Origin of the sequence: Streptomyces abyssomicinicus, assembly GCF_008974245.1 — a bacterium.
GTDB classification, from domain to species: domain Bacteria; phylum Actinomycetota; class Actinomycetes; order Streptomycetales; family Streptomycetaceae; genus Streptomyces; species Streptomyces abyssomicinicus.
Genome location: NZ_BBZI01000009.1, coordinates 145,942 through 170,585 on the forward strand (window position 1 = coordinate 145,942; position 24,644 = coordinate 170,585).

The 24,644-nt window shown below is 74.8% G+C and carries 22 protein-coding genes and 1 pseudogene; 11 read left to right on the forward strand and 12 right to left on the reverse strand.

All coding sequences use genetic code 11. The features are described 5' to 3' along the window. Positions 1 to 102: 102 nt before the first annotated feature. Positions 103 to 2,301 carry a serine/threonine-protein kinase gene (locus GBN72_RS21085; protein WP_151773443.1) on the reverse strand — a complete coding sequence of 733 codons (2,199 nt, stop codon included), beginning with the start codon at positions 2,299 to 2,301 and terminating at the stop codon, positions 103 to 105. 189 nt (positions 2,302 to 2,490) lie between these two features. Here GBN72_RS21085 and GBN72_RS21090 point away from each other — a divergent pair, with 189 nt between their 5' ends. The 4 genes from GBN72_RS21090 to GBN72_RS21105 all read left to right on the forward strand — a co-directional run bounded on the left by GBN72_RS21090 (position 2,491) and on the right by GBN72_RS21105 (position 6,047). After that, a complete protein-coding gene (locus GBN72_RS21090; RefSeq protein ID WP_151773444.1) occupies positions 2,491 to 3,864 on the forward strand; it encodes an aspartate aminotransferase family protein in 1,374 nt (457 codons plus the stop codon). A 189-nt stretch (positions 3,865 to 4,053) separates the two neighbouring features. Beyond that, a complete protein-coding gene (locus GBN72_RS21095) occupies positions 4,054 to 4,794 on the forward strand; it encodes a GntR family transcriptional regulator (RefSeq protein WP_151773445.1) in 741 nt (246 codons plus the stop codon). 99 nt (positions 4,795 to 4,893) lie between these two features. Beyond that, the gene (locus GBN72_RS21100; protein WP_151773446.1) at positions 4,894 to 5,544 is read left to right on the forward strand and encodes a putative DNA-mimic protein; all 651 of its coding nucleotides are present in this window, start codon (positions 4,894 to 4,896) and stop codon (positions 5,542 to 5,544) included. Further along, on the forward strand, positions 5,544 to 6,047 hold the full coding sequence (locus tag GBN72_RS21105; RefSeq protein WP_151773447.1) for a hypothetical protein: 504 nt from the start codon (positions 5,544 to 5,546) through the stop codon (positions 6,045 to 6,047). Before GBN72_RS21100 ends, GBN72_RS21105 begins: the two co-directional genes overlap by 1 nt. A 66-nt stretch (positions 6,048 to 6,113) precedes the next feature. Here GBN72_RS21105 and kynU read toward each other — a convergent pair whose 3' ends face one another. Continuing rightward, a complete protein-coding gene (gene kynU, locus GBN72_RS21110) occupies positions 6,114 to 7,316 on the reverse strand; it encodes a kynureninase (protein WP_151773448.1) in 1,203 nt (400 codons plus the stop codon). Beyond that, positions 7,309 to 8,148 (reverse strand): tryptophan 2,3-dioxygenase family protein, encoded by an 840-nt coding sequence (locus GBN72_RS21115; protein WP_151773449.1) that lies wholly within the window; start codon positions 8,146 to 8,148, stop codon positions 7,309 to 7,311. The genes kynU and GBN72_RS21115 overlap by 8 nt, the downstream gene beginning before the upstream one ends. A gap of 239 nt (positions 8,149 to 8,387) precedes the next feature. Here GBN72_RS21115 and GBN72_RS21120 point away from each other — a divergent pair, with 239 nt between their 5' ends. Next, positions 8,388 to 9,260, forward strand: a complete 873-nt coding sequence (locus tag GBN72_RS21120; protein WP_151773450.1) for an alpha/beta hydrolase family protein — start codon at positions 8,388 to 8,390, stop codon at positions 9,258 to 9,260. A gap of 30 nt (positions 9,261 to 9,290) precedes the next feature. Continuing rightward, the gene (locus tag GBN72_RS21125; protein WP_151773451.1) at positions 9,291 to 10,514 is read left to right on the forward strand and encodes a cytochrome P450; all 1,224 of its coding nucleotides are present in this window, start codon (positions 9,291 to 9,293) and stop codon (positions 10,512 to 10,514) included. Positions 10,515 to 10,685: 171 nt separating this feature from the next. Here the strand turns inward: GBN72_RS21125 and GBN72_RS21130 are convergent, their stop codons facing one another. From GBN72_RS21130 to GBN72_RS21145, 4 genes are all read right to left on the reverse strand, one after another. After that, positions 10,686 to 11,069, reverse strand: a complete 384-nt coding sequence (locus GBN72_RS21130; RefSeq protein WP_246212728.1) for an STAS domain-containing protein — start codon at positions 11,067 to 11,069, stop codon at positions 10,686 to 10,688. A 5-nt stretch (positions 11,070 to 11,074) separates the two neighbouring features. Next, complete coding sequence (locus GBN72_RS21135) at positions 11,075 to 12,517, reverse strand: PP2C family protein-serine/threonine phosphatase (protein WP_151773452.1); 1,443 nt, start codon at positions 12,515 to 12,517, stop codon at positions 11,075 to 11,077. Between the two features lie 148 nt (positions 12,518 to 12,665). Then, positions 12,666 to 14,324 (reverse strand): ABC transporter permease, encoded by a 1,659-nt coding sequence (locus tag GBN72_RS21140; protein WP_151773453.1) that lies wholly within the window; start codon positions 14,322 to 14,324, stop codon positions 12,666 to 12,668. Then, a complete protein-coding gene (locus GBN72_RS21145; RefSeq protein ID WP_151773454.1) occupies positions 14,321 to 15,364 on the reverse strand; it encodes an ABC transporter ATP-binding protein in 1,044 nt (347 codons plus the stop codon). The genes GBN72_RS21140 and GBN72_RS21145 overlap by 4 nt, the downstream gene beginning before the upstream one ends. A gap of 85 nt (positions 15,365 to 15,449) precedes the next feature. Here GBN72_RS21145 and GBN72_RS21150 point away from each other — a divergent pair, with 85 nt between their 5' ends. Beyond that, complete coding sequence (locus GBN72_RS21150) at positions 15,450 to 15,950, forward strand: GbsR/MarR family transcriptional regulator (RefSeq protein ID WP_151773455.1); 501 nt, start codon at positions 15,450 to 15,452, stop codon at positions 15,948 to 15,950. A gap of 187 nt (positions 15,951 to 16,137) precedes the next feature. Here the strand turns inward: GBN72_RS21150 and GBN72_RS21155 are convergent, their stop codons facing one another. After that, positions 16,138 to 16,980 carry a diacylglycerol kinase family protein gene (locus GBN72_RS21155; protein ID WP_151773456.1) on the reverse strand — a complete coding sequence of 281 codons (843 nt, stop codon included), beginning with the start codon at positions 16,978 to 16,980 and terminating at the stop codon, positions 16,138 to 16,140. A gap of 205 nt (positions 16,981 to 17,185) precedes the next feature. Between GBN72_RS21155 and GBN72_RS21160 the strand changes: the two genes are divergently transcribed. Then, entirely contained in the window at positions 17,186 to 18,469 is a 1,284-nt protein-coding gene (locus tag GBN72_RS21160) for an adenylosuccinate synthase (RefSeq protein WP_151773457.1), read from the forward strand. Between the two features lie 195 nt (positions 18,470 to 18,664). On the opposite strand, the gene GBN72_RS36185 is transcribed toward GBN72_RS21160, so the two are convergent. From GBN72_RS36185 to GBN72_RS21170, 3 genes and pseudogenes are all read right to left on the reverse strand, one after another. Beyond that, positions 18,665 to 19,228, reverse strand: coding sequence for a sensor histidine kinase (locus GBN72_RS36185; RefSeq protein ID WP_439959799.1), 564 nt, complete (start codon positions 19,226 to 19,228; stop codon positions 18,665 to 18,667). A 27-nt stretch (positions 19,229 to 19,255) separates the two neighbouring features. Beyond that, positions 19,256 to 19,654, reverse strand: a pseudogene (locus tag GBN72_RS36190) (histidine kinase dimerization/phospho-acceptor domain-containing protein); the annotation flags it as partial. 689 nt (positions 19,655 to 20,343) lie between these two features. Then, entirely contained in the window at positions 20,344 to 21,030 is a 687-nt protein-coding gene (locus GBN72_RS21170) for a response regulator (RefSeq protein WP_151773458.1), read from the reverse strand. Positions 21,031 to 21,150: 120 nt separating this feature from the next. Here GBN72_RS21170 and GBN72_RS21175 point away from each other — a divergent pair, with 120 nt between their 5' ends. After that, positions 21,151 to 21,903 carry a PepSY domain-containing protein gene (locus GBN72_RS21175; RefSeq protein WP_151773459.1) on the forward strand — a complete coding sequence of 251 codons (753 nt, stop codon included), beginning with the start codon at positions 21,151 to 21,153 and terminating at the stop codon, positions 21,901 to 21,903. Between the two features lie 78 nt (positions 21,904 to 21,981). On the opposite strand, the gene GBN72_RS21180 is transcribed toward GBN72_RS21175, so the two are convergent. Then, positions 21,982 to 22,614 (reverse strand): VanZ family protein, encoded by a 633-nt coding sequence (locus GBN72_RS21180; RefSeq protein WP_151773460.1) that lies wholly within the window; start codon positions 22,612 to 22,614, stop codon positions 21,982 to 21,984. A 156-nt stretch (positions 22,615 to 22,770) separates the two neighbouring features. Here GBN72_RS21180 and GBN72_RS21185 point away from each other — a divergent pair, with 156 nt between their 5' ends. Next, on the forward strand, positions 22,771 to 23,991 hold the full coding sequence (locus GBN72_RS21185; protein ID WP_151773461.1) for a sensor histidine kinase: 1,221 nt from the start codon (positions 22,771 to 22,773) through the stop codon (positions 23,989 to 23,991). Continuing rightward, on the forward strand, positions 23,988 to 24,638 hold the full coding sequence (locus GBN72_RS21190; RefSeq protein WP_151773462.1) for a response regulator transcription factor: 651 nt from the start codon (positions 23,988 to 23,990) through the stop codon (positions 24,636 to 24,638). Before GBN72_RS21185 ends, GBN72_RS21190 begins: the two co-directional genes overlap by 4 nt. The last annotated feature ends 6 nt before the right edge of the window (positions 24,639 to 24,644 follow it).

The following is a 24,644-nucleotide window of genomic DNA, read 5'->3' on the forward strand; positions in this document are numbered from 1 at the left end:
GGCACGCTCCGCGGGGCCTGAGCTCTGCCCGCCCGGCCGGGCCCGCGCACGCCGCGGACCGCTCGCCGCGTACGGCGCCGCCCCGCGCCCGCAGGAGGGTGCTCAGCGGTGGTAGGTGAGGGTGTCGCCGGTGGTCATGCTGCGGTTGAGGGAGCCGTCGGCGGTGAGGGTGAGCGTGGAGGCCTCGCCCGGGGAACAGGAGCTGAGGGGGGCGCCGTCGACGACGCGGGACGGACCGAGACGGAGGCCTCTCCCGTCGCCCGTCGCCTCGACGAGGTCGGCCTCGAAGACGCAGCGGTAGGAGGACGACGTCCCCGCCAGCGGCCCTTCGGCCACCAGCCGGAGCACGGGGTCGCCCACCTCGCCCTGGCTCAGGGTCATGTGGCGCGGGTTGGACCCGGACGCGTTCTCGATCACCGCGCTCCAGTCGCCCAGGAGCGTCTCCGGCACCGCGCCCTCCCCCGGCGGCGGCGTCGCCTCGCCGGTCTCCGCCGGTACCGGAGCGGTGCGGGAGGCGGAGGGCGACGGGGAGCGGGAGGCGGAGTCCGAGGCCGAGGTCCCGGTGCCCCGGTCGCCCTGGGACCGGTGGTCGTCGCCGCGCATCAGGCCGTACACCGCGCCTCCCGCGACCAGCGCGACGGCCAGCGTGGCCGCCGCGACGATCACCGCGGTCCGCGCGCCGCCGCCGTTGCGGTCGCGGTCCGGCGGAGGGGTGCCGTCCACCACCGTGAGGCCCGGCACGGAACCGTACGGGCCGGGCGCGTACGCCGCGGGCGGGTGTGCCCCGGGCGCGGCGGTCCCCCATCCCGGAGGGCCCGGGACGGCGGAACCCGGCGCGGGAGCCCAAGGTGCGGCAGACCCGAGCGCGGCAGCCGGCACCGAAGGGTCCGGGGCCGCACCCCCAGGCGCGGCGACACCCGGCGGGAGAGCCCCAGGCACCGGACCCGGCGCGGCACCCGGCACGGGAGGAGCAGGCCAGGCGGGCCCCGGCACGGCAGCACCCGGCGCCGAAGCAACAGGCACGCCGGGCCCCGGCCCGGCGGAACCCGGCACAGCTGCACCCGGCGCAGAAGCAGCAGACCCGCCGGACTCCGGTGCGACCACATCCGGCGCGCCAGGAACAGGCGCGCCAGAACCCGGCGCGGCGGAACCCGGCCCGGCAGCACGCGGCCCGGCGGCACCCGGCCCGGCGGCACCCGGCCCAGAAGGAGTGGGCCCAGCAACACCCAGTGCCGAAGGAACGGGCGCGGCGGAATCCGGCCCGGCGGCACCCGGCGCAGAAGGAACAGGCGCGCCAGCACCCGGCGGGGAGGGGGCCACGGCCGGGGGCGGTGCGCCCGGGCCCGTCACCACCGTGGGGAGCTGGTCCGCCCGCGGCCCGGGGTCCTCCACGTCCAGCAGCCCCGCCGCGTGGCGGCCGAGCTGCGCGACCAGCGCCGCCGGGAGCCACGGGTCGCGGGTGCGCCCGCCCGCGAGCGTCGCGTGCCCGGCGGCCACCTCCCGCAGCACGTCGTCGAGCGAGGGCCGCGCCGCCGCGTCCTTGCGGAGGCAGGCGCCTATCAGGCCGGACAGCCCCTCGGGGACGTCCGTGAGGTCGGGCTCGTCCTGGGCTATGCGGTACATCAGGGCGTGCGCACCGCCCGCCCCGTCACCGAACGGGAGCCGCCCGGTGGACGCGTAGGCCAGCACCGAGCCCAGGCTGAAGACGTCCACCGCCGCCGTGACCCGCTCGCCCCGGACCTGTTCCGGCGCCATGAAACCGGGCGACCCGACCACCGCGCCGGCCCGGGTCAGCCCGCTGTCGTCCGCGCTCTCCAGCGCCCGCGCGATCCCGAAGTCGATCACCCGGGGCCCGTCGATGGTGATCAGCACGTTGGACGGCTTGAGGTCCCGGTGCACCAGCCCCGCCCCGTGGATGTCGCACAGCGCCCGCGCCAGTCCGGCCGCCAGGATCCGCACCGTCCGCTCCGGGAGCGCTCCGTGGTCCCGGCCGACCACCCGCTCCAGCGACGGCCCCGCCACGTATCCGGTGGCCACCCACGGCACCGCGGCCTCGGTGTCGGCGTCCAGCACCGGCGCCGTCCAGTCCCCGCCGACCCGCCGGGCCGCCCGCACCTCCTGGCGGAACCTGGCGCGGAACTCCTCGCGCTCGGCGAGCTCCGCCCGCACCAGCTTCACGGCCACCGTGCGGCCCCGGTCGGACCGTGCCAGGTACACCCGCCCCATGCCGCCGGCGCCCAGCCGCGCCAGCAGCCGGTACGCCCCGATCCGCTCCGGGTCGCCCGCACCCAGCATCTCCATCGCCGTCGCCCTCCCCGGACCGGACACCGCGCCCCGCGGCCCCCGACAGCTCGTGATTCCGAAGGGTAACCGCGGTTCTGCCCGGCCGTGCCACGGGCCGGGCACGCCCGCGCAACAGGACCGACGGCACCACGCCGCCCGGTCGACGGCCCTGTCGCCGCCCGGCGCAGTGGATCTACGCTCTGCCGCATGACCTCCACGACGCCGCACACCCCCCAGCCCGACCCCGAGACCGGCGCCGCCGTCAAGGCCGCGGACCGTGCCCACGTCTTCCACTCCTGGTCCGCGCAGGAACTCATCGACCCGCTCGCCGTGGCAGGCGCGGAGGGGTCGTACTTCTGGGACTACGACGGCAGGCGGTACCTGGACTTCTCCAGCGGGCTGGTCTTCACCAACATCGGCTACCAGCACCCCAAGGTGGTCGCCGCGATCCAGGAGCAGGCCGGGAAGCTCGCCACGTTCGCCCCCGCGTTCGCCGTGGAGGCCCGCTCGGAGGCTGCCCGGCTGATCGCCGAGCGCACCCCCGGGGACCTCGACAAGATCTTCTTCACCAACGCGGGCGCCGAGGCCGTCGAGCACGCGATCCGGATGGCGCGCCTGCACACCGGCCGCCACAAGGTCCTCTCCGCCTACCGCTCGTACCACGGCGGCACCCAGCAGACGGTGAACGTGACCGGCGACCCGCGCCGCTGGGCCTCCGACACCGGGCAGGCCGGCGTGGCGCGCTTCTGGGCCCCGTTCCTCTACCGGTCCCGCTTCTACGCGGAGAACGAGGAGCAGGAGTGCGCCCGGGCGCTGGAGCACCTGGAGACCACCATCGCCTTCGAGGGCCCGGCGACGATCGCCGCGGTGATCCTGGAGTCGGTCCCCGGCGGCGCGGGGATCATGGTGCCGCCGCCGGGCTACCTCCAGGGTGTCCGGGAGATCTGCGACCGGTACGGGATCGTGTTCGTCCTGGACGAGGTGATGGCCGGCTTCGGCCGTACCGGCACCTGGTTCGCCGCCGACCTGTTCGACGTGGTGCCCGACCTGATGACCTTCGCCAAGGGCGTCAACTCCGGTTACGTGCCGCTGGGCGGCGTGGCGATCTCGGCGAAGATCGCCGAGACCTTCGCGCGCCGCCCCTACCCCGGCGGCCTCACCTACTCCGGTCACCCGCTGGCCTGCGCGGCGGCCGTCGCGACGATCCGGGTGATGGAGGAGGAGGGCATCGTGGAGAACGCCGCGCGGCTGGGCGCCGACGTCCTGGGCCCCGGGCTGCGGGAGCTGGCGGAGCGGCACCCCTCGGTGGGCGAGGTGCGCGGCGTCGGCATGTTCTGGGCCGTGGAGCTGGTCCGCGACCGCGCGACCCGTGAGCCGCTGGTGCCGTACAACGCGACCGGGGAGGACAACGCGCCGATGGCCGCCTTCGCCGCGGCGGCCAAGGCCAACGGGCTGTGGCCGTTCGTGAACATGAACCGGACGCACGTGGCGCCGCCGTGCACGATCACCGAGAGCGAGCTCAAGGAGGGGCTGGCCGCGCTGGACGCCGCGCTGGCCGTGGCGGACACCCACACCGTGTGACCTCACCTCGCCTCACCCCGCCCCGCCCCGTCCCCACCGCGCCCCCGGCCCGCTACCTCCCTCCCCGGCGGGCGGGGAGCCGGGGGCCGGGGGCCGGGGGGTCGGAGGCCCGCTCTCCCGCCGCTGGTTAAGGTGACCGCAGACCCGCCGCGGAGGTACCGCGGGCGCACCAGGGAAGGGAGAGCGCCGATGGGAGCGAATGGCGCACCCGGCCCCGTGACCCGCAGCACCCTGCGGCAGCAGATCGCCGAGGCGTTGCGCGACGAGGTGCTGGCCGGCCGGCTGCACCCCGGCGAGGAGTTCACCGTCAAGGAGATCGCCGAGCAGTACGGCGTCTCCGCCACCCCGGTCCGCGAGGCGCTGGTCGACCTGGCCGCGCAGGAGCTGCTGGAGGCGGTGCAGCACCGCGGGTTCCAGGTGCGGGCGTTCAGCGTCGAGGACTTCCGGTACATCGTGCAGGCGCGGGTGCTGGTCTCGGACGGCATCTTCGACCGGCTGACCGCCCGGGCGCGGGCCGCCGCCCGCGCCTTCCCCGACGAGGCGGAGGCGGCGTCGCTGCTCGCGGTCCGCAGGCGCGGCGAGGAGTGCCAGCGGGCCGCGCAGTCCGGGGAGTTGTCGGTGCTGATCGGCTACGACCTCCGGTTCTGGCGGGAGTTGAGCAGCCTCTTCGGCAACCCGTACCTCACGGACTTCCTGCACCGGCTGCGCGTGCAGGCGTGGGTGTGCACGGTGCAGCACCTGCGCAGGCTCTCCGACCTGCGTGAACACATGTGGGCCGGGCATACGTCCCTGGTGGACTCACTGGGGCGCGGCGACACCACGGAGTCGCGGCGGCTGGTCGCGGAGAGCAACTCCTTCTCCCTGGAACTGGTGGAACGCCTCACCGCCTCGGGCGACGCGCGGGGCACCCGGGCACCCGGGGACGGATAGAGGCCCCTTCCACGGGGGACCACATCTGCACGGGCCGGTCCGGGCCCGCCCCGCACCCACTACGCTTCCTGTTCCACCTCTGACCCGAGGAGCCGTCCTTTGGCCTGTGACCTGTGGCTGGTCCCGCTCGTCGACGTGTTGTGCCACACCCCGGACAACCCCTTCGCCGAAGAACTCGCCCTGTACGACCGGGCGTTGATGGCCACCGGCGCGCAACCGGTGCCGATCCACCAGTACATGCCGGGCATTTCCGGCGACGTCGCCCCGGTCGCCGGCTTCGACTACGAGGCACTGCACTTCCTGCGGCGGGTCTACCTGCTCCAGGCCTGCGGGCTGCCGGTGACGCCGGTGGACGAACTGGGCGGCGACTACGAGCAGTTGCTGGAGATGTTCGAGGGAACGGCGCAGCAGTCACATCTGGTCTGGCACTACGACCACGCCGGGGCCTACCTCCCGGTGGACTTCCCGCACCCGCTGGTCAACGACGAACTCCTCGACAACGGCGGTCCGCTGGGGTCCTCGCACGGGCTGCTGCGCGACCTGGAGTTCATCGGGCCCGCGCTGGGCATCGATCCCGCCAACCCGCCCGCCGCACCCGCGCCGCCGTCCGCGCCCACGGAACTGGAGCAGCCGGCGGAACCGGCGCCGTACGACCCGAGCCCGTTCGCCCGCGAACGTCACGTGTGGCTGGGGCTGCACGCGGCGGCGGTGCGGAGCCTGGGGCAGGGGTCGATGATCGTGTTCAGCTGATGGGAGAGGCGGAGGCCGCCCGGGCCTACGGGCGGTACCCGGAGCTGCTGCCGGAATTCGTCCGCGACGCGCGGGGCGAGGACGGGCGGCAGGTCGTCGTCCTGCGGTGGGAGGAGTCCCAGGAGCTGGCGCGGCTCAGCCTCTCGCGGTTCCCGGCGTGGAACAGCGTGAGCCTGGACTGGTCGGCGGTTGCCCCGCTGGAGTCCGTGGAGTGGGACGACGGGGCCGGGTTCGCGGCGGTGCTGCGGCGGTACGCCGCGGGGGCGGACGCGGTGGTCGTCTTCTGGGGCGACCTGTCGGTCCCCACGGTGGTGATGCCGGTGGAGGTCGCGGTGCGACGCGGGTCCGAACTGTGGGATGTCGGGCCCGAGTTCTGGACGTACCCGCTCGACGGCGACGTCCTGGTCGAGGCGCGCTGGGGCTCCCCGGTCGTGGTGGGCCGGATCCCCCCGGCCCCGGCCCCGGCCGCGGCACCCGCACCCGCCCCGGACCCGGCCCTCTGAGGAACCGCACCCGCCCGGCCCGGCGGCCCGCGGGAGGTACCCGCGGGCCGCCGGGCCGTCGTGGGGTCAGGCGGAGAGGATCTCCGCGAGGACCCGCGCGGCGCGCTCGGTGTCGGCGAAGCCCACGTACAGCGGGGTGAAGCCGAAGCGCAGGACGTCGGGGTGGCGGAAGTCGCCGACCACGCCGCGGGCGGTCAGTTCCCGCATGATCTCCCCGGCCCGGTCGTGCCGGAGGGCGATCTGACTGCCCCGCTCCCCGTGCGCGAGCGGCGTCACGCACTCGACCACGCCCTCGGGCACGTATTGCGCGACGCACTCGAGGAAGAAGTCGGTGAGCGCGAGCGACTTGTGCCGGACCGCTGCGATGTCCACGCCCTCCCAGACGTCCAGCGCCGCGTCCAGGGCGAGGAGGGAGAGGATCTCCGGCGTGCCCACCCGCCCCCGCACCGCACCGGCGGCCGGGGTGTAGTCGGGGCGCATCCCGAACGGCTCGACGTGCGAGTTCCACCCCGGCAGCGGCGTGTCGAACCGCTCCTGGAGGCCCTGCCGGACGTACAGGTACGCCGGCGCGCCGGGGCCGCCGTTGAGGAACTTGTACGTGCAGCCGACCGCCAGGTCCACCCCGTGCTCGTCCAGCCCCACCTCCAGCGCGCCCGCGCTGTGGCAGAGGTCCCAGACGGCCACCGCGCCCACCGCGTGGACCGCGGCGGTGAGACCCGGCAGGTCGTACAGCCGTCCCGAGCGGTAGTCGACGTGGTTGAGCAGCACCGCAGCGGTGCGCGGACCGAGCGCCGCCGGGACCTCGTCCGGCAGCACGGGCCGCAGCGCGCAGCCCGTCATCCGCGCCGCCGATTCGGCGATGTAGCCGTCCGTGGGGAAGGTCGTGGCGTCGACCAGGATCTCGTCCCGCTCCACCGCGCCGTCGCCCTCACGGGCGATCCGCACCGCCGCGACCAGCGCCTTGAAGACGTTGACCGAGGTGGAGTCGCCCACCACGACCTGCCCCGGCGCCGCACCGATCAGGGGCGCGACGCGGTCGCCGATCCGTTCGGGCGCGGTCCACCAGCCGCTCTCCTCCCAGGACCGGATCCGCAGCTCGCCCCATTCGCGCAGCACGACGTCCCGCAACCGCTCCACGACACCCGTCGGCAGCGCGCCCAGGGAGTTGCCGTCCAGGTAGACGACGTCGTCGAGCACGAACCGGGAGCGCAGGGCGGCCAGCGGGTCGGCCGCGTCCAGCTCGGTGGCCTTCGACAGGAGTTCAGACATGGGAGCGCGCCGTCCAGAGCTCGGGGAACACGGTGTTGCGGGCCCGCTTCTCCAGCCAGGCCACCCCGGCGGAGCCGCCCGTGCCGGTCTTGGAGCCCATGGCGCGGCGGGTGGCGACCAGGTGGTCGTTGCGCCAGCGCCAGACCAGTTCGGCCACGTCGGTCAGCGCCTCGCCGAGGCGGACCAGCGGGTCGTTCTGGTCACGGGTGTAGATGTCGGTCCACACCCGCTCGACCTCGGGCGACGGCTCGTACTTCTCGGAGACGTCGCGCCGCAGCACCGCCTCGGGCACCGGGTGGCCGCCGCGGGCGAGGAACCGCAGCACCTCGTCGTAGAGCGAGGGTTCGTCGAGCGCCTTCTCCAGCTCCGCGTGGGCGCGGGGGGTGCCGCGGTGCGGGACCAGCATCGAGCGGGACTTGTCGCCGAGGAGGAACTCCATGCGGCGGTACATCGCCGACTGGAAGCCGGAGCCCTCGCCGAGGGCGCCGCGGTAGGAGTTGAACTGCGCCGGGGTGAGCTGCCCCAGCGGGATCCAGGAGGCGTTCAGCGCCTCCAGCTCCCGTACCGAGCGCTTGAGCGCGTCGACCGCCGTGGGGACGTCGTCGCGGCGCAGGGCCTGCGAGGCGGTCTCCCACTCGTGGACGATCACCGTGAACCACAGCTCCATGACCTGGGTGGTCACCAGGAACACCATCTCGCCCGGGTCGTCCGAGCGGAGCTGCTGGAGGTGGGTGAGCACATCCGCCCGGACGTAGTCCTCGTAGGGCGTCGAGCCGTCGAACTCGAGATGCGGGGTCTCCGGCTCGTGGGTCTGCTGAGCCTGTCGGGACATCGCTGTCTCCTGCTGTACTCCGGGTAGCGGTCCGCCCCTGCCGATACCGGCACGGGGGCCCCGGTCCCCGCGGCAATCCTCCGCAATGATCCCCCGGTCGGGCAATACCCGCCTGGTGGGACCCTTCCGGACGACGACCGCACGACGACGTCACGACGACACGCGCACCACGAAACCCGCACCACGAAACCCGTACCACGACATCCGCACCACGACAGCCCCGAGAGAGGTTGGAACGCATGACCGACGAGGAGAGGACGGCCGCCGCCCGGGAGCGGACGGCGGCCGAGGAGAGATCCGTCTTCTCACACGAGCCCGTCGCCCCGGACGCCACCCGCGCCTACGGCGACCACCCGGACCAGGTGGTCGACTTCTACGCCCCGCAGGGCGGGCGGACGCCCGCGCCGCTGGTCGTGGTGGTGCACGGCGGAGCCTGGCGGGCCCCGTACGACCGGCTGCACGTCACTCCGTTCGCCCGCTTCCTGGCCCGCCGCGGTCTCGCGGTGGCCGTGCCCGAGTACCGGCGCGGCGGTGCGGCGGAGGGCGAGGCGGGCCGCTGGCCGGAGACGCTGGACGACGTGGCCGCCGCGCTGGACGCACTGCCCCGGCTGACCGCGGACGCGCTCGGCGACCGGGCGGACGCCGGCCGCACGGTGCTCACCGGGCACTCGGCCGGCGGCCACCTGGCCCTGTGGGCGGCCGCCCGCCACCTGCTGCCGGAGGGCAGCCCCTGGCGCGCCGGGGCCCCGGCGCGGATCCGCGGCGTGGTGGCGCTGGCGCCCATCGCCGATTTGCGGGTCGCCGAGAAGCTGGAGGTCTGCGGTCACGCCTCGCTGCAGTTCCTGGGCGGCCCGGACCTCTTCGAGGAGCGCCGCCCGCACGCCGACCCGGTGCTGCTGGTGCCCAGCGGCATCGCCACCACCGTCGTGCAGGGCCGCGAGGACGTCGACGTCCCGCCGCCGGTCGCCGAGTCGTACGCGCGGGCGGCGGCGCTCGCGGGCGAGGTGGTGGGCGTGACGCTGCTGGAGGGCGTCGGCCACTTCCCGCTGATCGACCCGGCCGCCGACGCCTGCGCCGTGGTGGCCGAGGAGATCGCCCAGCTGGCGTGGTGAACGGGGGCGTCCGGATGGCATGGTGAACGGGTGAATCCCCCGGTTGCCCAGATCTTCTCCCCCGCCGACCCGGACCTCGTCGCCGACCCGTACCCGGCCTACGACGCCCTGCGGGCGCGCGGCCGGGTGCTGTGGTGCGAGGAGACCGGCCAGTGGCTGGTGCCGCACCACGCCGACGTCTCCGCCCTGCTGCGCGACCGGCGGCTCGGGCGGACCTACCGGCACCGCTTCACCGACGCGGAGTTCGGCCGCACGCCTCCCCCGCCGGAGCACGAGCCGTTCCACACCCTCAACGACCACGGCATGCTCGACCTGGAGCCGCCGGACCACACCCGGATCCGGCGGCTGGTCTCCCAGGCGTTCACCCCGCGCACCGTGGAACGGCTGCGGCCGTACGTGCGCTCGCTCGCCGGGGAGCTGGCCGGGCGGCTGGCGAACGCGGGCGGTGGCGATCTGCTGGCGGAGGTGGCCGAACCGCTGCCGGTGGCGGTGATCGCCGAGATGCTGGGCGTCCCGGAGGCCGACCGGGCGCCGCTGCGGCCGTGGTCGGCGGCGATCTGCGGGATGTACGAGCTGAACCCGTCCGGGGAGACCGCGGCGGCGGCCGTCCGCGCCTCCGTCGAGTTCAGCGACTACCTGCGGGAACTGATCGCCGAACGCCGCCGCCGGCCCGGTGGGGACGACCTGATCACCGCGCTCGTCGCCGCCCACGACGAGGGCGACCGGCTCACCGAGCAGGAGATGATCTCCACCTGCGTGCTGCTGCTCAACGCGGGCCACGAGGCCACCGTCAACGGCACGGGCAACGCCTGGGCGGCGCTCCTCGCGCATCCGGAGCAGCTGGCGGCGCTGCGCGCGGACCACTCGCTGGTGCCGTCCGCGGTGGAGGAGCTGATGCGCTTCGACACGCCGCTCCAGCTGTTCGAACGCTGGGTGCTGGAGGACATCGAGATCGACGGCACGGTGATCCCGCGCGGCGCGGAGCTGGCGCTGCTGTTCGGGTCGGCCAACCGCGATCCGGCGGCGTTCGAACGGCCTGACCGGCTGGACCTGGCCCGGCGGGAGAACCCGCACATCTCGTTCAGCGCGGGGATCCACTACTGCATCGGGGCGCCGCTGGCCCGGATGGAGCTGGCCGCCTCGATGACCGCGCTGCTGGAGCGCGCGCCGGGGATGCGGCTCGCCGCCGAGCCGGTCCGGCGGCCGAACCTGGTCATGCGGGGCCTGGAGGAACTGCGGGTGGAGATCCGCTGAGACGGCCGGCCCCACCGCCCCGGAGCCGGCGGCGGCGCGGTCGGCCGGCACCCCGGTCCGCCGGCACCCCGGTCCGCCGGCACCCCGGCCGTGTCGGCACCCCGGCCGTGTCGGCACCCCGGCCGGCCGGGCCGCGCCCGTGTCGGCCGGGCGGCCGGGCGTCCTGGCGGGTCAGCCGGCGACCTGGTCACCGTCCGGTCGCGGCCCGACCGCGGCGATCGCGTCGGCGGCGGTGGGGTGGATGGCCAGGACCGTGTCGAGGCCGGTCAGCTTGAGCATCCGGTCCAGCCTGGCCGGCACCGCGGCCAGCGCCATGGCGCCGCCCTGGGACTGGGCGGCGTGCCAGATGTTGATGAGCGCGTTGAGGCCGGCCGAGTCGCAGAACCCGACCTGTGACAGGTCCAGGACGAGACGGACGCGTCCCTGCTCGATCAGCTCGAGCACCCGGGAACGGAGCATCGGCGCGGTGTGGAAGTCGATCTCGCCGCCGACCGCGGCGACGGCCAGCGGACCGTGGGTCTCCTCCACGGTCAGGAGCAGCTCTTGCTCGGACACGTCGTTCAGCGCTCCTCGTCCGTAGCGTCCGTGGGCAAAGTCGTGGTGTGCGCGGTGGACGTCACGCCCGGCGTCCGCCGCTCGGCGTCCTCGGCTGTGGGCACCGAGAGCGCCAGGAGCGCCACGTCGTCCTCCGCCCCTTCGGGAAGGGAGTCCAGCAGGTCCACGATGTCCTCCACCAGCCCGGCGGCCCCGCCGAGGCCCCGGCGGCGCGCCAGGAAGGCCGACAGTCCCTCGTCACCGATCATCTGTCTGTCCTCGCCGGCCCTGGCTTCGATGAGCCCGTCGGTGTACAGCAGCAGCACGTCACCCGGGGCCAGAACGACCGTACGGGACCGGAAGCGGGCTTCCGGAAGCGCCCCTATCAGCATGCCTCCTTCCAGGCTCACCGCACTGACCGACGGCGCCCCGTCGGCACCGCTGCCCACGTGGTACGCCGGGGGATGGCCGCCGGTGGCCAGCTCGACGTCGAAGCCGCCCTCCGCGCGCGGGGTGAGGACGCCGAAGATCGCCGTGCAGAACTTGCTGGTCAGGCTGTCGCCCAGCAGCTCGGTGTTCAGCGTGTCGAGGACGGCCACCGGGTCCGGCGCGTGGTGGGCCGCGGCGCGCAGGGTGTGCCGGGCCAGCGCGGTGACGGTGGCCGCGTCCGGGCCCTTGCCGCACACGTCGCCGAGCAGGAACGCCCAGCGGTCGCCGTCGAGCGGGAAGACGTCGTAGAAGTCGCCGCCCAGGTCGTGCACCGAGGCCGCGTGGTAGTGGCAGGCCAGCTCCAGGCCGGGGACGGCGGGCAGGGCCGGCGGGAGGAGGGTCCGCTGGAGGGTGCTGGTCAGGGACTCCAGCACCCTGCGGTCCTTCTCGGCGCGCAGCCGGGCGGCCCGCTCGTCCTCCACCTGGCGGACCACCGCCTGGCGCCGCTCCTGCTCCCTGCGCAGGGCGCGCAGCGCGGTCAGCCGCAGCTCCATCTCGTCCAGGACGACCTCGGCCAGGTCCTGGAGGGCGGAGACGTCGTCGTCGCCGAGGGTGCGGGGGCGGGTGTCGAGGATGCTGACGGTGCCCAGTTTGTGGCCGTCGGCGGTCACGATCGGCGCGGCGGCGTAGAAACGGATCCCGAGCGGGCCGGTGACCATGGGGTTCGTCCCGGTCAGCGGGTCCACCAGGGTGTCGGGGATGACCATGGGGCCGTCGTGGAGGAGTGCCAGGCCGCACAGTCCGTCGGCGCGGCTCACCTCCGTGACGTCGTCCATGCCGTGCCGTGCCTTGAACCAGATGCGGTCGCTGTCGACGAAGGTCACCGCGGCGAGGGGCACCTGGAAGACACGGGCGGCGAGCCGTGCGACGCGGTCGAAGGAACCGTCCGGTGGCGTGTCGAGGATCTCGTAGCGGCGCACCGCCGCGACCCGCGCGGACTCCTTCTCCCAGTCCGGTCCCACGGCATTCTCTCGCAGCATGGGCCTACTTCGGTTCCTCGTTCTGATCGCCGTTCCCCCGGGTACCGCCACGGCGGCGGCACCGGAACGTCCAAGGCTAAAGGAGCCCGGACCGTTCCGGTGCCGTGAAGATCGCGCGGAGCACCGCCCCGGGGTCTTCCCCGGGTCTCTACTTCGTGTCCAGATCCCTCCGGCGGAAACCCGCGAATCCGGTCAGGCACAGGCCGGCGGCGACCAGGGTGAGCACCGCCATCGGCGTCCAGTCCATGGCGGCGGCCGGGAGCTGGGGCACGTGGCCCAGCGGGGACACGTCGGCGGTCCACTCCGGGAACCGGAGGATCTGTCCCAGGTAGCCGACGACGAAGGCGTACAGCGGCACCACCCAGGCCAGCGCGGTCGCCCGGGGCAGCCAGCCGAACAGGACCATGGCCACGCCCGCCGCGGTCCACAGGGCCGGCACGTGGACCAGGGCGGCGGCGATCAGGTCGCCCGTCATGGCGTGGTCGCCGGTCGCGGCGGCGGCCGCGAGGCCGAAGCCGAGCCCGGCCAGCAACTGCATGACGACGGCGCCGAGGAGGGCGACCGTCAGGTGCCCGCCCAGCCAGGCGGTCCGGGTGATCCCGGTGGACAGCAGCGACTCGGCGCGCCCGCCGCTCTCCTCGGCCCGGGCGCGGAGGGTGGCCATCACCACGTAGATCATGGAGACCACCGCGATGACCACCATCACCATCGCCGCGAAGGACTCGGCGAGGGTGGCTCCGCCGATCTCGGCCAGGGCCTCCTGGATCTGGTCGACGCTGCCGAGCATGTCCTCGATGTCGCCGATGATCGACCCGTACATCGCCCCCATCACGAAGAGCCCGGCGCCGAACCCGGCCAGCAGGCCGCGCTGGAGCCGCAGGGCGAGGCCGACCGGGCTGGTCAGCGCCCGGGAGGCGGTGGCGCGTCCGAGCCGGGTGGGGCGCAGTCCGGCGCCCACGTCGCGCCGGGCGGCGAGCAGGAAGCCGGTGACCGCGCAGGCGGCGGCCGCGCCCACGCAGAGCAGCAGCGGCCACCAGCGGTCGTCCAGGTACGGGTAGGCGCGCTGGGTCCAGCCGATCGGGGAGGCCCAGGAGAGCGCCTCGTTCCCGGTGTCGCCCGCCGCCCGCAGGATGTAGGCCGCGCCGATGACCGCCAGGGCGAGCCCGGAGGCGCCGCGGGTGGAGGAGGTGATCTGGGCGGTGATCGCGGCGACGCCCGCGAAGACGACACCGGCGGCGGCGTGGGTGGAGCCGTACACGAGCGAGCCGGCCGGGTCGACCGACTCGATGCCGAGGCCGGCCAGGCCCGCGGCGAGGAGCAGGGCGAGCGCCAGGTTGGCGAGGACGGCGAGGCCGAGCGCGGCGGCGAGCTGCGCGTGGCGTCCGACGACGGTGGAGCGGATCAGCTCGGCGCGGCCGGTCTCCTCCTCGTCGCGGGTGTGGCGGGTGACGATCAGGACGCTCATCAGGCCGACCAGCACGCCCATGAAGCCGACCATCTCGTGGCTGAGCATGGCGCCGTAGGTGTAGTCGTCGAGGTAGTGGCGGGGGCCGGTCATGGCCAGCGCGGCGGGGGTCGCCATGGTCCGGGCGGCGGTGGCCCGGGCCTCGGGGGAGTCGTAGAGGGTGGCGTAGCTGTTGGCGGTGGCCAGGGTGCCGGTGAGCAGGGCCAGCAGCCAGACGGGGAGGCGGACCCGGTCCCGGCGCAGGGCGAAGCGGAGCAGGGTGCCGGTGCCGGTGAACGCGGCCCGGAGGGCCGGGGCGGAGGCCGCGGTCACGGGCGCGGGGCGGGTCGCGGTGGTGGTCATCGGACGGCCCCGGCCTCTCCGGCGGCGCCGGTCCCGTCGGTCCCGTCCGCCGTGCCGGTCCCGTCCGCCGTGCCGGCCGCGTCGGCCGCGTCGGTCCGGGCGTCGGCGCCCTGGTGGCCGTCGGCACCCTGGTGGCCGTTGGCGGCGAGCTCGTCGCCGTAGTGGCGGAGCATCAGCTCCTCCAGGGTGGGCGGGTGGCTGACCAGGCTGCGGACGCCGGCCTCGCCGAGGACGCGCACGGCGGCGTCGAGCCGCCCGCCGTCCACCGCGAACCGGACCCGGGCCCCGTCGAGGGTGACGTCGTGCACGCCGGGCAGCGCCTCCAGGCCGGCGGCCGGCCGCTCGGTCTCGGCCTCGACGGTGGTGCGGGTGAGGTGGCGCATCTCGGCGAGGGTGCCGGACTGGACGGTCCGGCCGCGCCGGATGATCGACACGCGGTCGGCCAGCTTCTCCACCTGGGCCAGGATGTGGCTGGAGAGCAGCACCGTCCGCCCGGCCTCCTTGGCCTCGCGGACCACGTCCTGGAAGACGACCTCCATCAGCGGGTCGAGACCCGAGGTGGGCTCGTCGAGGAGCAGCAGCTCGGCGTCGGAGGCGAGCGCGGCGACGATGGCGACCTTCTGCCGGTTGCCCTTGGAGTAGGCCCGGCCCTTCTTGCGCGGGTCCAGGTCGAACCGGTCGATCAGCTCGTCCCTGCGGCGCCGGTCGATGCCGCCGCGCAGCCGCGACAGCAGGTCGATGGCCTCGCCACCGCTGAGGTTGGGCCACAGCTCGACGTCACCGGGCACGTAGGCGAGTCGCCGGTGCACCTCGACGGCCCGGCCCCACGGGTCCAGGCCGAGGACCCGGGCGGCGCCGGCGTCGGAACGCATCAGGCCGAGCAGTACGCGGAGGGTGGTCGACTTGCCGGCCCCGTTGGGGCCGAGGAAGCCGTGCACCTCCCCGGTGCGGACGGACAGGTCGAGTCCGTCGAGGGCGCGGGTGGCGCCGAACGACTTCTGGAGTCCGGATACCTCGATCGCGAGGGGTTCCTGCGTCATGCTTCTGAAATTAAGCTTCCTTCAGAAAGTTGTGAAGTTAAGGAAGCGTATAAACTCGGAGACTCACGGAGGAGAGAGGTTGCGCATGACGGAGGCCGGGTCGTCCGCGAAGGAACGGGACGCCGAGGCGGTGTCGCGGTTCGTGGAACTCTTCGCGGGCCAGCTGACCGACGCCGGCATGGCCCGGATGCCCGCCCGGGTCTTCGCCGCGCTGCTCGCATCCGACGACGGTGTCCTCACCTCGGCGGAGCTGGGCGATCAGCTCAGGATCAGCCCGGCGGCGGTCTCCGGCGCGGTGCGCTACCTCTCCCAGACCCACCTCGTCTCCCGCGAGCGCGAGCCGGGCTCGCGCCGGGAGCGGTACCGGGTCCACAACGACCAGTGGTACGAGGCGATCACCAACCGCGAGGCCCTGCTCCGCCGCTGGCAGTCGGCGATCCGTGAGGGCATCGGCGCCGTGAGCCCCGGTTCCCCGGCCGAGCACCGGCTGCGGGAGACCCTGGAGTTCTTCGAGTTCATCGAGGTCGAGCTGACCGAGATGATGCAGCGGTGGCGGGACAAGCGGGACGCCGCGGACGGGGCGTGACGGGCGGCCCGCGGGTGCCGGCGGGGCGGCCGCACCGCCGCGCCACTCCCCGGTGACCTCGGGCGGACGCCGTCACCCACACTCGGCACCCACGCCTCGGCACCCACGCCTCGGCACCCACGCCTCGGCACCCATGCCTCGGCACCCACGCCTTTCACCCACGCCCCGGCACGCGGGCAGCGCTCCGTCAGGTGGGAAGCGTCAGGTTCCACGCCCCCGGGCGCACCGTCCAGGTGCGGGTGCGGACCGGGCCCGCGACGGTGGCGTCGGCGCGGTAGCGGAAGTCGGCGCCGGAGACGGTGACGGTGCGGGCGGCGGCCTGGAGCGGCGCGGCCTCGGCGCCCACCGAGACGGGGCGGACCTCGACGTCGGCGCGGCCGGTGGAACCCGGCACAACGGTGACCGCGCGGACCGGCTGGTCGAGGTCGACCAGGGTGGCCCCGTCGGTCTCGACGCGCAGGCGGGACGGGCCCGGGCCGTCGCCCGCCGGGTCCGCGAGGACCCGCGCCGGGCGGACCAGCGCGCCGAGGACCAGCGACCGGTACCGGCCCCGCCGCGCCGGGGCCCGCCCGCGGGCGGGCCCCGGGTCCGCGGCGGGGATCCGCAGCGCCCCCAGCACCAGCCCGCCCGCGTCGTCCGCCAGCAGGTCCAGCCGCCGCGGCGCCCCCTCCAGCACCGCGCGCGCCGCCGCCACCGTGCCGGACGGCACGCCGAGCGAGCGGCCCACCGACAGCGTGGCCGGCCGCACCCCCACCGGCACCAGCGCCAGCGCGCAGCCGTCCAGCTCGCCGTGCCGCTCCAGCACGGCCACCGCCCGCAGCAGCGCGTGGTCGTCCCCGACCACCACGGGACGCCGCGAGCCGCGGCGCTCCAGCACCCGGACGAACTCCTCCGGCCCCTCCGGCAGGCACCACTTCACCCGTGCGCCCGCGCACAGCACGTCCTTGGCGATCCGGACGGACTCCCCGTCCGTCCTGCGGGCAAACGGGTCGACGACCACGAGAAGCTGGTCCGAAGCCACCTCGGTCATGCCTCGCTTCCTCGGGTCCTCGGGTAGCATCTTTGTGCAAGAGCCCCTTGCGCCGCGTTCCTCGTGCCAGGGGCTTCGTCTATTCCGGGGCATCCGGTCCGACGGGAACCGCGGCCGACGAGGGCCGCCGGGCGCACGGGGCACGGCATGGTCGTGCCGCGCGCCCCGACCCAGGACATGCCCCGCCCGGAAGGGGTGTACGCCTGTGCCCGCACTTGTGCTGCTCGGTGCTCAGTGGGGTGACGAGGGCAAGGGAAAGGCCACCGACCTGCTCGGTGGCTCCGTCGACTACGTGGTGCGTTACCAGGGCGGCAACAACGCCGGCCACACGGTCGTGGTGGGCGACCAGAAGTACGCGCTGCACCTGCTGCCGTCCGGCATCCTCTCCCCCAACTGCGTGCCGGTCATCGGCAACGGCGTCGTCGTCGACCCCTCGGTGCTGCTCTCCGAGCTGAGCGGTCTGAACGAGCGGGGCGTGGACACGTCCAAGCTGCTGATCAGCGGCAACGCGCACATCATCACCTCGTACAACGTCACGTCGGACAAGGTGAGCGAGCGGTTCCTGGGCAAGCGCAAGATCGGCACCACCGGTCGCGGCATCGGCCCCACCTACGCGGACAAGATCAACCGCACCGGCATCCGCGTTCAGGACCTGTACGACGAGTCGATCCTCCAGCAGAAGGTGGAGGCCGCGCTCGAGGTCAAGAACCAGATGCTGACCAAGCTCTACAACCGCCGCGCCATCGCCACCGACCAGGTGGTCGAGGAGCTGCTGGGCTACGCGGACAAGCTCCGGCCCTACGTCGCCGACACCGTCCTGGTCCTCAACAAGGCGCTCGACGAGGACAAGGTCGTGCTCTTCGAGGGCGGCCAGGGCACGCTGCTGGACATCGACCACGGCACCTACCCGTTCGTCACCTCCAGCAACCCGACGGCCGGCGGCGCCTGCACCGGCGCGGGCGTGGGTCCGACGCGCATAAGCCGTGTCATCGGCATCCTGAAGGCCTACACCACGCGTGTCGGCTCGGGACCGTTCCCGACGGAGCTGTTCGACGAGGACGGCGAGGCGCTGCGGCGCATCGGCGGCGAGCGCGGTGTCACCACCGGCCGTGACCGCCGCTGCGGCTGGTTCGACGCGGTCATCGCGCGGTACGCCACCAGGGTGAACGGGCTGACGGACTTCTTCCTCACCAAGCTGGACGTGCTCACCGGCTGGGAGCAGATCCCGGTCTGCGTCGCCTACGAGATCGACGGCAAGCGGGTCGAGGAACTCCCCTACTCCCAGAGCGACTTCCACCACGCGAAGCCGGTCTACGAGTACCTGCCGGGGTGGAGCGAGGACATCTCCTCGGCGAAGTCCTTCTCCGACCTGCCGAAGAACGCGCAGGCGTACGTGAAGGCGCTGGAGGAGATGTCGGGCGCGCCGATCTCCGCGATCGGCGTCGGCCCCGGCCGCGACGAGACGATCGAGATCAACTCCTTCCTGTAGGCCCCACGGCCCGGGTCCCATGAACCGGGATCCGGGAGCCGGGAACCCGCCGCATGTGACGTGAACGCTCCGGTGGCCGCTGCCACCGGGGCGTTCGCGTTGCCGGAGCTGCTGCCGGGACCGGGGCGCCGGAGCCGCTGGCAGGACCGGTGCGGGACCGGCACGGTGCCGGTGCGGTGCCGGTGCGGGGCCGCCTCAGCCGAGCGGGGCGGCGGCGGGCCGGGGCGCGCCGCCGCCCCGGCCCGCGTCCTCCCCGGCGGGGCCGGCCAGGGGCAGGCGGACCGTGAGGAGGGCGCCGCCGCCCGGGGCCCGGCCGAGCGCGATCGTCCCCCCGTGCCGGGTCACGATCTCGCGGACGATCGCCAGCCCCAGACCCGCGCCCCCGTCGTCCCGCGCACGGGCGTCGTCCAGCCGCACGAACCGTTCGAAGACCCGCTCCCGCTCCCCCTCCGGGACACCCGGCCCGTCGTCCTCGACCGACAGCACGGCCCAGCCGGGCCTCCGGCCCCCGGCCGCGCCCGGTCCCGTGTCCGGTCCCGCGCCCGGTCCCGTGTCCGCCGCGCCCGCGGGCACGGTGCGCACCCGCACGACGACCCGTTCCCGGGCGTGGCGCTCCGCGTTGTCCAGCAGGTTGCCCAGCACCCGCTCCAGCTGACCGCGGCTGCCCGCCACGACCGCCTCCTCCACCTCCCCGGCGCCCACCCGCTCCGGACGGCGCGCCGTCTCCTCACGCACCAGGGCCGCCAGGTCCACCCGCACGGCGCGGGGCTCCTCCCCCGCGTCGAGGCGGGCCAGCAGCAGCAGGTCGGCGGCGAGGTGCTGGAGCCGGACCACGTCCTCCAGCAGCCCGCCGACCTCGAGCAGCTCCGGATGCGCCTCGGCGACCTCCACCTGGGTGCGCAGCGAGGCGATCGGGCTGCGCAGCTCGTGCGAGGCGTCCGCGACGAAGCGGCGCTGCCGTTCGACCGACTCCTGAAGGGCCGCCAGGGTGCCGTTGGTGGTGACCGCCAGCCGGGCCACCTCGTCGCGCGAGGACGGCACCGGCACCCTGCGGGACAGGTCGCGGCTGCCGGTGATCTCCGCCATCTCCGCCCGGATGCCCTCCACCGGGCGCAGCGCGCGGCGGGTGACCAGCCAGGTCACCGCCCCCACGACGACCAGCAGCGCGGGCAGGCCGGCCAGCATCGCCCGGACGGTGTCGGTCACCGCCAGTTCCTGCACCGCCAGCGACGACCCCGCGTAGACGGTCACCGCCGTCCCGTCGGCCGCCTCGGCACGCAGGGCGGCGACGGTGAAGTCGGCACGTCCCTCCGCCTCGCCCGGGTCGGAGGTCGCCTCGCCCTCGTCGTCCACCGTCAGGGTGACGCGGTCGAAGACGGCGTCACCGGCAACCTCGCCGACGGCGCGGGAGTCGTCGTCCGCGGCGTCCGCGTCACCTGCGTCGTCGTCATGTGTGCCGTCGGCGAGGTCGTCATCATCGTCGTCGTCACCCCGGTCGCCGCCGCGGGAGTCCCCCTGGTCGCCGCCGGATTCCCCCCCGCCCGGGTCGGCGGGCCGCGCGCGGGCGGGGCGGGCGGCACCGCTGACCGGTGAGGCGCCGGCGAGGGCGTCGCTGGAGGCGAGGACCGTGCCGTCGGCTCCGACGATCTGCACCGGGTCGTCGGTGTCCAGCCCGGCCACGTCCTTCGGGGCGCGTTCCACCGCCACCTGGACGGCGACCTCGCGGGCCCGGGACTCGGCGACCAGCCGGGTGTTGTCGGTCAGGCCGCCGCGCAGGGCCTCGACCACCGCCAGGCCCGCCAGGACCAGGGCGACGGCGACGACGGCGGTGGCACTCAGCGCGGTACGGGCGCGCACCGAGGAGAACCACCCCTTCAGCACGGCGTCCCCCCGTCCCGCTCCAGCCGGTAGCCGGCGCCGCGCACCGTGGTGATCGAACGGACCCCGAAGGGGGCGTCGATCTTGCGGCGCAGCGCGCTGACGTACACCTCGACGATGTTGGGGTCACCGTCGTAGGCGAAGTCCCACACGTGGTCGAGGATCTCGGTCTTGGAGACCACCTCCCCGGCGCGCAGCGCCAGCTGCTCCAGGACGGCGAACTCCCGGGTGGTCAGCGCGATCTCCCGCTCGCCGCGCCGTACCCGCTGCGCCCCCGGGTCGACGCTCAGGTCGCCCAGGCGCAGGACGGGCGCGCCGCCCCGGGTGCGGCGGCGCAGCAGGGCGCGGATCCGGGCGAGGAGGACCACGTAGGAGAACGGCTTGGTCAGGTAGTCGTCGGCGCCGGTGTCCAGCCCCTCGGCCTCGTCGTACTCGCCGTCCTTGGCGGTGAGCATGAGGATCGGCGTCTCGTCGCCGGACGCGCGCAGGGCCGAGCAGACCCGGTAGCCGTTCATGCCGGGCAGCATGATGTCCAGGACGATCAGGTCGTAGGGGTGCTCCCGGGCCCGGTGCAGGCCCTCGACGCCGTCGTGCGCGACGTCCACCGCGAACCCCTCGGCCGCCAGTCCCCTCGCCAGGGCGACGGCCAGGCGTTTCTCGTCCTCCACGATCAGCAGGCGCATGCGGACAAGCGTCGCAGAGCCTTCCTGAAGGCGTCTTCAGCTTCCTTCAGCGCCGCTTCAGCGTCGCCCGTCCACAGTGGTCCGCGTCGAGAACGCCGCACCGAATCCACGGGAGGACCCATGAGTTCCGCCGACCGCACCCCGTCCCGCCGCCGCGCCGCGCTCGCCGCCCTGGTGGCGGCGGCCCTCGTCGGCGGAGGCACCGCCGCCGCGGTCGCCGTCTCCGGGGACGACCGCGACCGGGTCGCCTCCGCCTCCTCCGCCCGCCCGGACGGCGCGGACCGCGACGACGACCGCGACGAGCGTGACGGCCGCGACGAGGGCGGCGCCGGGGCCACCGCGACGACCGTGAAGGCCGACGTACGCGCCGCCGTCACCGCGGCGCTGGCGGAGGCGAAGGGCGTCGTCGCCTCGGCCGAGCTCGACGACGACGGCGACGGCGACCGGTCCGTCTGGGAGGTCGAGGTCGTCGGCACGGACGGCACCCGCACCGAGGTGCTGATCGACCCGGGCAACGGCAGGGCGCTCGGCGACACCCGTGCCGACGATGACGACGACCGTGACGACCGCGACGAGGCCGTCGCCCTGCGCAAGGCCGGCACCGACGCCGAAGCGGCAGCCGGGGTCGCTCTGAGGAAGGTCCCCGGCACCGTCGTCTCGGTGGACTTCGAGCACGACGGGGACGACGACCGCGGCCGTGCGCCGGCCTGGGAGGTCGAGGTGATCGGCGAGGACGGCGTCGAACGCGAGATCCTCGTCGACGCCGGCAGCGGGAAGGCGGCCCTCGGCGGGGACGACGACCGCGACGGCCGGGGCGACCGCGACGACGACGGCCGGGGCGACGACGACGCCGACGACCGCCGCGAGGACTGACGCGGGACGCGCGGGACCCAGCGCGGGACCCACGCGCGGCGGCGGCCGGGGCGGTGCGCCCCGGCCGCCGCTCGTCGTTCAGCGGCCGCGGCCCACCGCCGGGTCGCCCGCCGGCGCCTCGGCGGGGACGGCGATCCGCCGCCGGTCCTCCTGGAGCGCCGCGGACCGCGGCAGCGAGGCGGCGAGCAGCGGCCTGCGCAGGCCCTCGGAGCGCAGGGCGACCGTCAGCAGGAGGTAACCGGCGAGCCCGCCGAGCGCGTTGGCGAGGACGTCGTTGACGTCCACGGAGCGGCCGTTGTTCAGGACGATGTACGACAGGAGCTGGGCGGCCTCGATACCGAGGCTGACCAGCCCCGTCAGCAGTGCCGTCCGCTTCGCCGAGGTGGCGCGCCGGGACAGCAGCGGGAACAGGAAGCCGGCCGGGATCATCATGACCACGTTGGCGATCATGGTGACGTCCGCCCCGATCAACGGGACGAAGCTGATCTGGCCGACCCAGGGGGACTGGTTGGCGTACACGCCCCAGGTCACGTTCAGCGGGAAGACCGTCAGGGACAGCACGGCGGCGGCGTAGACGGCGACGGCCGTCTGGAGCAGCGCGCGGCGGACGTTCCACGCGTCCCGCCACACCTGGACTCCGGTGAACAGGGCGAACACGACGAGGAGCGGGCCGAGCACGAGCGTGGAGGCCACTTCGAATCGGATGTCCATGAGGGGCGGGTCCTTCGGTCGGAGGAGCGGCGCTGACGCGGATCAGCTTCGTTCCGGGGCCCGGTCCGGCGGATCTGCCGAAGGATCCATTCCTCCGGGGGCGCTACGACTTTCGGCAGAGGCGGTCCGCGCGGGGGCCTGCCTAGAGTGACCGACATGTTCAGATCACCCCGTGCGGCGGCCGTCGGCCGGTTCGCCGCCGGCGCGCTGCTGCTCTGCGTCCTGGGCCTGGCGCTGCTGGCCGACCTCGGTGCCGGTTCCCTCCACCCGCCGGGCGCCGGGGTGGTCCTCCTCCTGTCGGCCGGTGTGGCGGGGGCGGTGGTCCTCCCGGTCGTGGGCCTCCGGCTGCGCGGCGGGCCGCAGGCGTGGGCGGCCTGCGGCGCGGCCCTGGTGTCGCTCGCCTGCTCGGTCCGGCTCGGCGCCGCGGCGGCCGGCCCCGGCTCCGTGCTCGACCAGGCCTCCGACCTCTACGCCTTCTTCGAGCCGACGGCCCTGATCACGCTGCTGTACGTGACGGCGCGGCGCGGCAGCCGGACCGGCACCGTCGTCGGCCTGCCGCTGCTGATGACGGCGGTCGTCCTGCGTCCGCTGGCGATCGACGTGGACGAGGGCAGCAGCATCGTCGCCCTCGTCCTGACCCTGGTGGCCAGCGGCGCCCTGGCCGCCGGCCTCACCGGACGGCTGGTCACCGCGTCCCGGCGGCAGCGGGAGGAGCAGGTCCGGCTCGAACAGCGGCTCGCCTTCGCGCGCGACCTGCACGACTTCGTCGCCCACCACATCTCGGGCATCGTGGTGCAGGCGCAGGGCGCGCGGGCGATCGCCGACAGGAAGCCGCAGGCCGTGGCGGGCGCCCTGGCGCTGATCGAGGACACCGGGGCACAGGCGCTGGCCGCGATGCGCGAGATGGTCGGCGCCCTCCGCGAGGACACCGGCCCGCGCACCGGCGTCCCGGGCGCGGAGGCGATACGCGCCCTGGCCGAGGGCGCCCTGCTGCCCGGCGCCCGGGTGGAGTACACCGAGAGCGGCCCCGCCGCCCACCTGCCCGCGGACGCGGCGCACCTCGTGGAGCGCGTGGTCATGGAGGCGCTGACGAACGTCCGCAAGCACGCCCGTGACTGCACCGCCGTCCAGGTGGCCCTGGACGTCTCGCGCCGCCGGGTGACCGCCCGGATCACCGACGACGGACGGCCGGGCGGGCCGGGGCAGGCCGCCCGGACGGGCGGCGGCTTCGGACTGCGGGGCCTGCGCGAGGTGGCCGACGCGGCCGGTGGCACACTGACCGCGAACCCGGCTCCCGACGGCGGCGCGCCGGGCACCGGGGGCGGCTGGCAGGTCGCGCTCCGGCTCCCTCTCCCCCTGCGGCAGGTGCACCGGTGACCATCCGTGTCCTTCTCGCGGACGACCAGGCGATCGTCCGCACCGGCATGGCCATGATCCTGGCGGCCGAGGACGACATCGAGGTCGTCGCCCAGGCCGCCGACGGGGTCGAGGCCGTCCAGCAGACCGAGTCGCACCGTCCGGACGTCGTCCTGATGGACATCCGCATGCCGCGCCTGAACGGCATCGAGGCGCTGCGGCACCTGCACCGTCCCGGGACCGCGCACACCCCGGCGGTCGTCATGGTGACGACCTTCGACGACGACGAGTACGTCCACCAGGCCCTGCACCACGGCGCCTGCGGCTTCCTGCTCAAGGACGCGGGCCCGCGGCTGCTGGCCGAGGCGGTCCGCTCCGCCGCCTCCGGCGAGGCCCTGATCAGCCCGTCCATCACGGTCCGGCTGCTCCGGCAGTTCGCCCGCCCGGCCGCGGCGGCCGCCCCGGCCCCTCCGTCACCGCTCTCCCGGCGGGAGACGGAGGTCGCCGTCCTCGTCTCCCGCGGGCACACCAACACGGAGGTCGCGGCCGCCCTGCACATCAGCGCGGGCACGGTGAAGACCCACCTCACCAACATCCAGGCCAAGCTGGGACTGCGGAACAGGGTCGAGATAGCCGCCTGGGCCTGGGAGTCGGGCCTGGCCCGCTGACAACGC